This is a genomic window from Nereida sp., from assembly GCF_965655635.1.
GTDB lineage: Bacteria > Pseudomonadota > Alphaproteobacteria > Rhodobacterales > Rhodobacteraceae > Nereida.
Genome location: NZ_CBFHHE010000058.1, coordinates 1 through 5,198, shown reverse-complemented (window position 1 = coordinate 5,198; position 5,198 = coordinate 1). Strand labels below are relative to the sequence as shown.

Sequence of the window (5,198 nt, the reverse complement as noted above, 5' to 3'; positions counted from 1 at the left end):
GAAGTGCAACATCGTGCACGATCTGGTCGTAACCGCGCTGCAAAAAGCTTGAATAGATCGCACAGAACGGACGCAAACCCGTGGCTGCCAAACCGGCCGCAAATGTGACCGCGTGCTGTTCAGCGATGCCGACATCAAACACCCGCGTCGGAAAGCGGTTCTGCATCAAATCAAGCCCAGTCCCAGAAGGCATCGCCGCTGTAACAGACACAATTTTGGGATCACTTGCCGCAAGTTCTGTCAAAGTCTCGCCGAACACCTTGGTATAGCTTGGTGCATTAGGTTTGGACTTTTGCTGCTCACCGGTTGTTACGTTAAATTTTGAAACGCCATGATAGCAATCATTAGACGCCTCCGCCGGTGCGTATCCTTTGCCCTTTACTGTGCACGCGTGGATCAGAACAGGCCCATCCGATTGCGCCTTTGCACGACGTAAAACTGCCAAAAGCTGAGGCATGTCATGACCATTAACAGGCCCGATATATGTAAAGCCCAATTGCTCAAACAGGGAACTCCCACCCCCTTGGCCAGTTACTAATTCACGCGCACGGCGCGCACCGTCTCGCATGGGCTGGGGTAGCGACGCTTCAAATGCTTCGCCCATATCTTTGAACAGCTCAAAGGGCGTTCCGTTGAGTTGATTGAGATATGCGGACATCGCCCCTACCGGCGGCGCAATGCTCATGTCATTATCGTTGAGGATCACAAACATCCGGCGCTTTTCATGCCCTGCATTGTTCATAGCTTCATACGCCATGCCAGCACTGATAGAGCCATCTCCAATCACCGCAATTGCATCCCCCGTTGGCATGCCAAGGTCACGACCTGTGGCAAAGCCTAACGCCGCTGAAATTGATGTAGAGCTATGCGCGGCACCAAACGGATCATACTCGGATTCCGCGCGTTTGGTGAAGCCAGATAGCCCACCTTCTTGACGAAGCGTACGGATACGATCCCTACGTGCTGTGAGAATTTTATGGGGATAGCACTGATGCCCTACGTCCCAGACAAGTTTGTCGTACGGGGCGTTGAAAACCGCATGAAGCGCTACGGTCAGCTCGACCACACCAAGAGAGCTGCCCAAATGGCCGCCCGTCTCAGACACGGCTGAAATGACCTCGGCGCGGACTTCATCTGCTACGTGTCGCAAAGCATCATCGGTCAGCCCCTTTAAATCAGCGGGCGTAGTGATGCGGTCAAGATGCGGGGTCAACGGACGGTCAGTCATGGCGGATCCTCCCAGATCAGAAATAAAAAAGCGCCGCACCGGTTACCCGATGCGACGCCAGTTTCCTGTAGCCAACAGGAAGGGAACCGGGGTGTGGAGACCCCGATACCAGATCCACCGGGAAGGAAGGATCTGATGGCTTGTGATCAGGGCGCGCGCATAACAGCAGCGCCCTGATCAATCTCGTTTCCCGCAAGGCGGCGGCGACCCACCTTGAGAAAGTTCACCCAGATGCCGATTAGACGAAAGTCCGGTCGTCGATCAGCTGCTCGTAATGCGAGAAGCTATCTGGAGTTGGGTCTAGCGCTTCTTTACTATCCTCGGGCAAGAACGAGCCAAGGAACGCAAGCACATAGACAAACACGATAGGCCCACCGATGACTGCCGCGGCAATAACTGCGCCGGACAACATCTGACCGAAGATTTCAGACTGCATACGCGCCTTTGAGAAATCTCCACCAAATGGGTGTTTTGGATCTGACATGTTCATATCCTCCTAAAAATCTGCAGGTGCGTAATAGTGCAGCTGCGCCCATGCATACCAATCATCCACAACCGTACCGGAAAGAAGAATACCGATACCGCCAGTGATGCAGGTGAGCACCGCAAACCACCACGCCCAACGGTGGATACCTTCCATCGTCGCGTTGAAGCCCATGGTCCAGCGCCAGAAGAGGCCCGCACGTTCAGATGCAGTCCCGCGATCAGCGATCTGTTCCAATTCGCGATCACCACCGTAGCGAGTCACAGCAAGAATGGTCGCGCCGTGCATCGCAAAGAGCAGGGTAGAGCCATAAAGGAACACGATCGAAAGTGCGTGGAACGGGTTATAGAACAGGTTGCCGTGCGTCACTGAGAAGTTCAGCGTCCAATCCAGGTGGCTAAAGATGCCGTAAGGCACAGCCTCAGACCAGCTTCCCATCAACACAGGACGGATCAGACCCAACACAAGGAACAACCAAATAGCTGCACCAAAGGCCCAGAAGACGTGTTTGCCCATCTTGTGTTGCTGCGCCAGAACATATGAGCGTGCCCACCATGTCATGACAGAGACCAGCAAAAAGAAACTGGCGATGATCCACATGCCGCCTTCGGCCAATGGCGCGAAAGACAAACCGTACTCAGGTGCAGGCGGCTCAAGCGAGAAGTAGAACAAATCACGCATGAACACGGCTGGGTTGTAGCCTGCTTGAGCCCAAAAGCTAAAGCCAACCATCAAGAACCAGATCGCGCCAGTTGCCATAGAGATCACACCGAGCGGACCCAAATAGATCGGACCAAGCTGTGCGTTACCAAACCAACCTGCGAGCGTGGAAAACCCTACGGATTTTGTGCGCTCTTCTTGCATGTTGTTTTCGTTGTCCATGCCCCATTCAGGTGGGCCTTGAACCTGCACTTGAGTGAAAATGTTTTGATACTCAGCCATTTACGCCTCCCTCAATGTCGGCCCAGAAGGGCAGTTCAACGTACCAGTACCACCACTCAGACCACGCATCGAACCAGATGGTGCCAGAGATAACGATACAAACCGCGGACCAGAAACCAGCATTCAGTGCCAGCAAAAGCCCCAAACGGTGGATGCCTAGCGGCCCAATCGAATAGCCAATGAAATCGCGGAAGAACGTATCTTCGTGATCAGGTGACAACATTTGCTCACCCTTTTCAGGGTTGGCTGCTGACAAGATCAACGAACCGTGCAGCGCAAGCGCAAGCGTGGTTGTGAAGAAGAACGTAATCGCAATCATATGCGCCGGGTTATAATGGAAGTTGCCGTACGCGTAGCCGACGTTGTTAACCCAATCGAGGTGGCTGAAAATCCCATAAGGGAAGCCGTGACCCCAAGCGCCCATAAGAACAGGACGGATTACAACAAGCGTTACATACGCCAAGATCGCCATACCAAACGCAACAGGGACGTGATAGCCCATGCCCAGTTTGCGACAGATCTCTACCTCACGCATTGCCCAACTGACAAACGCGCCAATCGCACAGATCGTGATGATCTGCCAAAGGCCGCCTTCTGCCAGCGGTGCCATACCAAGGCCCACTTCTAGTTCAGGAGGCTCAATCGAAATGAGCCATGGGTTCCAAGTGTCACCCAGTGATGCGCCGTAAAAGATAAGGACTGTGCCGAGCAGCGCGAAAAACGCTCCGGTGACCCCGAAGAAGCCCACATAAAATGGACCAAACCAGAAGTCGAAGAGATCGCCGCCGATCAATGTCCCTCCGCGGACGCGGTATTTTTTCTCGAAGCTGAGCAATGCCATCTTCTATCTCCGCATTAAGCGGCAGGGTGGCAGGCGCCACACGAGCCGTCTTTGTTAAACTTAGTTGGTGTATGCGGTGGGCGGGGTTCAGGCCCGCCCACAGCGTTTGCTTAGGTCGGTGCGATTAGCCCAGGCCATTCTTCGCAGCAGCGATTTCAAACCAGTTGAAACCGTCGGTGCTCAGAAGAACCATGTGGATCATTGCTGCCAACAAGAACAGGAAAACGCCTTGTGCAACAAACACGCGACGCGGATCAAAGATCATCCAAATTTTGTAGAACTTAGCCATCTATCAATCGCTCCTTAGAACCATGGAAACTGAATGAACGTGGCAATGTGCGCGACAACTGCAACTGCAACAAACAGCCAAAGGCCGCTCATGTACACCGAGTGAAGCTCTTGAGCCTGCTCATCCGTGAGCCCAGTAAAGGACAGGTCAGCCATAGGATATTCCTCCATAACTGATGCCGCGCATCCCCCGCGGCAGGGTTACGACAGGGGCTCATCCCCTGCCACAATCCGTCACCCCGGGGGCGGGATAACGAACCTCGTGAAGAACCCTTCCACAGTCCTTCCCCCAACGACCCGGCGAATGCCGTTGAGAAAACTTGGTATGGCAAACAAGCTGGCTGGCCTGCGTGCCGGACCCGACCCTCAGGCCGAGAAAATCATAGGCGTCATGATACGGGCCTGTGACCACGCGCGGGCAAATGGGCCTTTGCGCTGAAAACTTTTTGACTTGAGGCTGGCAAGAGCCCAACTCAGACATGCCAACGGCAATGTCGCCAGCAAGATGACGGCGAAATAAACGGCGAACTCGGTCTGGTTAGACTTTGTTTTTGCCGCGCGCGGTGGGTTTGATGTCATGTCCGTCATGCAGACTCTCCTTGTTGTGCTTGGCGCTGCTGTGGCGCCAAAGCTTCAACCGTCGCTGTGCTAACGGTGTCGTGTCCCGCATCGAGCGCTGATTTTTCAGCTGCATCACGCAGTGTTTTGGCCGCTGAAATGCGGGTCAAAATGGGGTGTGTCGCAACGATCCGGTCAAGAGCGGCCTGAGCTTCAGGCTCCCACGGGAGATCGCGGCGTAAAGAAGTTGGTGTCGCCTCTGCTGCGTCCATCTCCGTACCAAGCGGCAAAATATGGAACAGCGCATCAAACAACCCGTTGCAGACTTCTTGCAAAAGATATGTAGCGCCCGCGTAGCCCATAAAGGGTGTGCCCGTCGCACGGCGAATGGCAGCACCTGGAAAGCTGGCTGGTATGAATGATGGCGCGGGACCGTGCCCTGATTTCAGCTCGGCAAGATACATCTTCTCGTTGATGCTGCCCAGAACAATCAGGGGCCGCTTCTGGCCCATCATCGCACGAACTTCGTCGTTGTTGGTTTTCTTACCAGCAGTCCGCGCAACAGCAAAAGCGCATGGCAAGCCAAGATCGCTTTCAAGGAAATGACGAATACCGCGGGCATAGGTTTCATTTGCCACAATCGCAAAGCTGGCTGTCGCAAAGAAATCTTGCGTCACAGAACGCCACAAATCCCAAACAGGTTTGATCGTTGAATGTTTTTCACGCTCAATGAACGGCTCTGGATTAAGGTCCAGAAGCTCACCCAAAGACCGCAGAAATTTGGTTGTGCTGTCGATGCCAACTGGTGCCTGCAGATAGGGCTTACCCAAGACTTCGCACAAGCCGCGGCCAAACTC

At 54.1% G+C, this 5,198-nt stretch carries 8 protein-coding genes; all 8 read right to left on the bottom strand.

Features of this window, described 5'->3' with window-relative positions; translation table 11 throughout:
• On the bottom strand, positions 1-1,228 hold a 1,228-nt coding region (gene dxs / locus ACTF5M_RS11225; protein WP_438961052.1), incomplete at its 3' end, for a 1-deoxy-D-xylulose-5-phosphate synthase.
• A gap of 238 nt (positions 1,229-1,466) precedes the next feature.
• Positions 1,467-1,712: an RC-LH1 core complex protein PufX gene (pufX, locus tag ACTF5M_RS11220; RefSeq protein ID WP_438961051.1), complete on the bottom strand. Its 246-nt coding sequence runs from the start codon at positions 1,710-1,712 to the stop codon at positions 1,467-1,469.
• Between the two features lie 12 nt (positions 1,713-1,724).
• On the bottom strand, positions 1,725-2,654 hold the full coding sequence (pufM, locus tag ACTF5M_RS11215; protein WP_048599901.1) for a photosynthetic reaction center subunit M: 930 nt from the start codon (positions 2,652-2,654) through the stop codon (positions 1,725-1,727).
• Positions 2,647-3,495 carry a photosynthetic reaction center subunit L gene (pufL, locus tag ACTF5M_RS11210; RefSeq protein ID WP_048599902.1) on the bottom strand — a complete coding sequence of 283 codons (849 nt, stop codon included), beginning with the start codon at positions 3,493-3,495 and terminating at the stop codon, positions 2,647-2,649. Before pufL ends, pufM begins: the two co-directional genes overlap by 8 nt.
• A gap of 124 nt (positions 3,496-3,619) precedes the next feature.
• On the bottom strand, positions 3,620-3,784 hold the full coding sequence (gene pufA / locus ACTF5M_RS11205; RefSeq protein WP_048599903.1) for a light-harvesting antenna LH1, alpha subunit: 165 nt from the start codon (positions 3,782-3,784) through the stop codon (positions 3,620-3,622).
• 14 nt (positions 3,785-3,798) lie between these two features.
• Entirely contained in the window at positions 3,799-3,939 is a 141-nt protein-coding gene (gene pufB / locus ACTF5M_RS11200) for a light-harvesting antenna LH1, beta subunit (protein ID WP_048599904.1), read from the bottom strand.
• Positions 3,940-4,149: 210 nt separating this feature from the next.
• Positions 4,150-4,371: a cytochrome PufQ gene (pufQ, locus tag ACTF5M_RS11195; protein ID WP_048599905.1), complete on the bottom strand. Its 222-nt coding sequence runs from the start codon at positions 4,369-4,371 to the stop codon at positions 4,150-4,152.
• Positions 4,368-5,198: nitrogenase component 1 (locus ACTF5M_RS11190; protein WP_438961050.1), on the bottom strand; the 831-nt coding region annotated here is incomplete at its 5' end. The genes ACTF5M_RS11190 and pufQ, both read right to left, overlap by 4 nt.